The organism is Candidatus Sordicultor fermentans, assembly GCF_012728195.1.
GTDB classification, from domain to species: Bacteria; Atribacterota; Atribacteria; order Atribacterales; family Caldatribacteriaceae; genus Sordicultor; species Sordicultor fermentans.
The window spans coordinates 1-5,136 of record NZ_JAAYFP010000221.1; the positions used below are offsets into that span (position 1 = coordinate 1).

Sequence of the window (5,136 nt, forward strand, 5' to 3'; positions counted from 1 at the left end):
CATTCCTGAGTGGTTCTATCAGGAATCCAAACAATGGGAGGGGACACGCCCTATCGTTCCCAATAGAAGGACAAAAGGGAAAAAGCAAAAACGTGGATTCCCGATTAAAGATTTCGGGAATGACGGGTGATGTGGATGCCTCGCTAAATTTCGAGAATGACGGATAAGAGAGCTCTTCGGCTCTTTTTCATTTTCTCTCCTTGAGGGAAGACGCTATCTTCTTTTGCTCTCCTTCCGGAGAAAGCCTCACATATTCTTTCTCTGGAGAGAGTTAGAATGAGACAAATCAGACTATAAGGGGATTGCTCCTCTATTATTATAAAAGATTAACAGTTGAGCAATCCCCTTATAAAAAACGCCTGTAAGAAGTTATTCTTCTCTTCTACCTTTTAGATACTGGTCAAAGAAAACCGCGAGAATGATAAGCGCACCTATTATAATTTGCATAATAAAAGGGTCTACTCCCAGCAAATTACCGCCATTCCTCATGGTTTGAATTATCAAAGCACCGAGAGCTGTCCCAAAAACTGTTCCCACACCACCGCTGAGGCTCGCTCCCCCAATAACCACTGAGGCAATTGCGTCAAGTTCATATCCCTGCCCCCCGGTGGGAACTCCAGCTGCCATTCTGGTAGCCAACATCAAACCAGCTATGCCACTAAAGAGAGCAGCAACGGTGTAAAAACTATACATATTAAGCCTTATATTTATTCCCGATAGCCTGGCCGCTTCTTTGTTACTTCCTATGGCATAGAGGTTTCTTCCAAACATGGTGTATTTCAATACAAAAGCCATAAAAAGAGCAAGTATTATCCAGATCCAGGCCAGAGCTGGAATGTTGAGAAAGGTGGCCACCGAGAACTGCCTGAACCCCATCGGAATACCGGTAATCATCCTCCCACTAGATACATACATAACCAGCCCCCTAACCAGAGTCATCATTCCTAAAGTAGCAATAAAAGGAGGGACTTTGCCATCGTGCACCGCTACTCCATTAGCAAGCCCTATCAGCGCTGCAATCCCCAGAGATATGAGAATGGCAAGGCCTGAAGACATCTGGATTTCGCCCCTATTAGAGGTCAGAATGGCATAGGTCATCCCCGATAAGCCGACAATCGAACCCACAGAAAGGTCAATCCCTCCGGTTATGATTATCAAAGTCATACCTATAGCCACCACTCCATTAATAGAAGACTGGCGAAGTAAATTAGATATATTCTCCCAGGAATAAAAGTTGCCCTTTGTCGCTATGGACAAAAATATTGCCATCAAAATTATTATTACCAAAAGGTTCCGCTCAGCAAAGGCTCTGCGCCCACCTTTTTCTGCCATATCAGACTGCCTCCTGGACTTTTTCTCTGTTAAGTATGTTTTTCATCGCCAGCTTTAAGAGGTATTCTTCAGAAAAATCCTCTTTTTCCACTTCACCGGCAATTTCACCATTAGAAATCACGATGATTCTATCCGATAAACCAATCAATTCCGGTAGATACGATGAAATTAATATAATCCCCTTTCCCTGATCAAGTATTTCACCAAAAAGTTTATAAATCTCCGCTTTCGTGCCCACATCAATACCAGTAGTGGGCTCATCAAATATGAGAATGTCGGGGTTTTTACACAGCCATCGAGCGATTACTACCTTTTGTTGGTTTCCTCCACTCAACTCCGAAAGCTTCTGGCGCACGCTCCCTACTTTTATGGAAAGTTTATCAACGTAATCCTGGGCTTGCTGATAAGCTTTGCTATAATCTATTATCCCCGCCCTCATTACTTTGTCTAAATTAATGACATTTATATTGAATTCCACATCCTGCTGGGAAAATATTCCCTGATTTTTTCTATCCTCTGGAAGATAACCAAGTCCGCTATTCAGTGAATCTTTCGGCCTCTTCACCAAAATTTCCTGCCCGTTAACTACAATTTTTCCTTCATCAAAACGGTCAGCACCATAGATGGCTCTGGCAATCTCGGTTCTTCCAGACCCCACGAGACCAAATACACCTAAAATTTCCCCTGCTCTAACATTAATCTCAATATTCCGAAATCTCTTTCCCGAAAGATTCTCAACCCGTAAGAGCTCTGGACCGATTTCTACTTCCTTTTTGTAGTACATTTCTTCGATGGACCTTCCCACCATTAAAGGAATCAATTTATCCACGCTTTCCAGCTCCGAAACGGTGTAAGTGCCTACTAATTTCCCATCTTTAAGTACGGTCACTGTATCACAAACGTCAAAAACTTCTTCTAAGTTGTGCGATATATAAATTACGGCTACGCCTCTTTTTTTGAGGTCTCTAATAATTCGAAATAAAATCTGAGTTTCATTTTGAGTTAAAACTGCAGTGGGCTCATCAAAAATAACTAATTTTGGTTCCTGCCAGAGGCACTTGGCAATGGTAACCATCCTGCCCTCTGCCACGCTCAACTCCCTTATATTCCTTTTTACATCAATTTCCAATTCCATATCGCGGAGGAACTCTTCTGACTCTTCATACATCTTTCCCCAGTCAATGATCAATCCCTTTTTAGGTTGATTACCCATAAAGAAATTCTCTGCTACGCTCAAATCTGGAGCAATCATTACATCTTGATAGACAGCATAAATCCCCAGCTTTTTGGAAACGATGGGAGAGTTTCTTACAATTTCGTTATCCTCAAATATGATTTTCCCCGAATCCTTATCGTAAGCACCAGTAACAATTTTTATAAGAGTCGATTTCCCTGCTCCATTTTCACCTACCAATCCTCTTACCTCTCCCGCCGAGACTGACATGCTTACTTGATCTAGGGCTTTAACTGCAGGAAAAGATTTGCAGATGTTTTCCAGTTTTAAAACCTCTTTTTTGCTGGACATAAAACCTCTCCTTTAGATTACCAATTTTAAAAGGGGGGCGGCATCTGCCACCCCCCTAAAAAATAATCAGTATCAGTATTTTTTCCTGGAGAAAGGATCGAGAATCCACATTGATTCATCGAGGTTTTCCTGGGTAATTACGTAAACTCCCGTATCAAAGTATTCCGGAAGAGGTTCGCCATTGATAGACATAAAGGCGAACATAACGCCCTTATAACCCATTCCATGAGGATCCTGGACAATCAGAGCTTTTAGAGCTCCGCTTCGGAGAGCATCAATTTCTTGAGGGTCAGAATCATACGCTACAGCTACTATCTGGTCCTGTAAACCGCGCTCTTCGATAACCCGGGCAACACCATCACCAGTATGATTGTTATTGGCAAAGAAACCTAATAAATCAGGGTTAGCAGTCAAAATATCTTCGGCAATATTAGCTGCAACCGCAATATCATTGTCTGCGTATCTTACGGGAAGAACTTCAAGGCCTGGTGCAATTTCTTCTAGTCGCTCAAGAAACCCTTCGGTCCGGTCAATGAGAACCTGAACCCCGGCCATTGCGCTTATTACAGCAATTTTGCCCTCTAAAGGCTTACCGGCCGCCTGAATAGCCTCAACCAGTTTATCGGCAGCTAAAGCTCCACCGACTTTATTGTTAGTGGCCAGAAAAGAGTGGTAGCCCGTGTCGTGGACAAAATTATCGATGAGAATGATTTTTATCCCTTGCTCATAAGCATTATTGAGAACCAATGAAGTGGCATCTGAACTGGTAGATGCAATAACAATGGCATCGGGCTTGGTGTTGACCACATTCTCCACAATAGCCACTTGCTCATCAATATCAGCTTCAGATGGTGGTCCATAAACGGTTATATTTATAAGACCTTTTAGATCATATTCTGCATTTTTCGCTCCCACTATAGTATATTGCCAGAAGTCAGAATCAGTAGCCTTTACGATAAAGGCAATGTCAAAAGGCTCAACATCAGCTGCGTAAGCAAAGGTTACTCCCAGAAGGACAAACGCCAGAATAAGCGGAATTAATCTCTTTCGCATAATTTATACCTCCTTTTTTCAAAGTACTTCATAGTTAAACACTAAAGATTCCACCCTTATCACACAACCTCCTTTTTATCACTCTCCTATTGAGTATCTATCCTTTTAAATTTTCTCACCCCCCTATTAGGTTAACATATTTTATGGTAATTACCATCAATTACAGTATATATTTTTTGCTTAGAAGCGTCAAGGGTTAACGAGACTCCGTTTTTTATATTTTCATTCGGTAAAAATGTTTGCGCTTTGCTCAAAATCAATTTTCAATTATAATTTTCAAGGTACTTAAGATTAAAGAATAACGAGAGAGGTGAAGAAATGCGCAGTTATCGCAAAGAGTTGTGGTTCCAAACCGAAAAAAGAAGAGAATTTATTAATATCACTCCCTTAGTTGAAGAATGCCTTCAGGAAAGCGGGATTCAAGAAGGGCTGCTACTCTGCAATGCCATGCACATAACAGCAAGTGTTTTCATAAACGACGATGAAAGTGGGCTCCACCGTGATTTTGAGCGGTGGCTGGAAAAACTGGCTCCTGAGAAGCCTTATGACCAATATGAACACAACGTGGGAGAAGATAATGCCGATGCTCACCTCAAAAGGACTATTATGGGGAGAGAGGTAGTTGTAGCTATTACTGATGGTCGCTTGGATTTAGGTCCCTGGGAGCAGATATTTTACGGTGAGTTTGATGGAAAAAGAAGAAAACGAGTTCTGGTAAAAATTATTGGAGAATGAATTCTGCTTTTCTATCTCACTCCAGAATCAACACTTCCCTGAGCTCCAGAGCGCTTTCAAACATCACTGTATCATTGAAAAAAAGAGTCTCTCTTTGAGATACTCTTAAGCTCTTTGGCTAACTCTTTTATTTTCCGGGGAGATACCAGTAATGGTAGCTCCTCTTTCCATGGAGAGGAAAATATAATATAACATATCTTTGAGCCACAGGCATGCTATGAAAAGGACCAATTTACAAAGCATTTAAGAGTCATATAGGAAGCTCTTCAAAGCCGCACCCCGGAGTCAGTCAGCAGCATCAGTCTGACCTTTCCTGGTTTATGCTTCCTTCATTTTTAAGAAAAATTGGAGAGAACTAAAAACTATCCTGATCCACCAGGAGATCTGAGAGCTGAGAAATAATCTGGTAAATATCCTGTTCCTCCAAACCAAGCAAGTTTACAGCCTGGGGAGAAAGAGGGTATAATAAACCGTCTGCTCCGATACCAATG

General features: G+C 41.6%; 4 protein-coding genes. 1 reads left to right on the forward strand and 3 read right to left on the reverse strand.

The window, feature by feature from the left end:
• Window positions 1-369: 369 nt before the first annotated feature.
• The 3 genes from GXZ17_RS10675 to GXZ17_RS10685 all read right to left on the reverse strand — a co-directional run bounded on the left by GXZ17_RS10675 (window position 370) and on the right by GXZ17_RS10685 (window position 3,910).
• Entirely contained in the window at window positions 370-1,332 is a 963-nt protein-coding gene (locus GXZ17_RS10675; RefSeq protein WP_409377266.1) for an ABC transporter permease, read from the reverse strand.
• A 1-nt stretch (window position 1,333) separates the two neighbouring features.
• Complete coding sequence (locus GXZ17_RS10680; protein ID WP_409377267.1) at window positions 1,334-2,857, reverse strand: sugar ABC transporter ATP-binding protein; 1,524 nt, start codon at window positions 2,855-2,857, stop codon at window positions 1,334-1,336.
• 72 nt (window positions 2,858-2,929) lie between these two features.
• A complete protein-coding gene (locus GXZ17_RS10685) occupies window positions 2,930-3,910 on the reverse strand; it encodes an ABC transporter substrate-binding protein (RefSeq protein ID WP_409377268.1) in 981 nt (326 codons plus the stop codon).
• A 318-nt stretch (window positions 3,911-4,228) separates the two neighbouring features.
• Here GXZ17_RS10685 and GXZ17_RS10690 point away from each other — a divergent pair, with 318 nt between their 5' ends.
• The gene (locus tag GXZ17_RS10690; protein WP_409377269.1) at window positions 4,229-4,645 is read left to right on the forward strand and encodes a secondary thiamine-phosphate synthase enzyme YjbQ; all 417 of its coding nucleotides are present in this window, start codon (window positions 4,229-4,231) and stop codon (window positions 4,643-4,645) included.
• The last annotated feature ends 491 nt before the right edge of the window (window positions 4,646-5,136 follow it).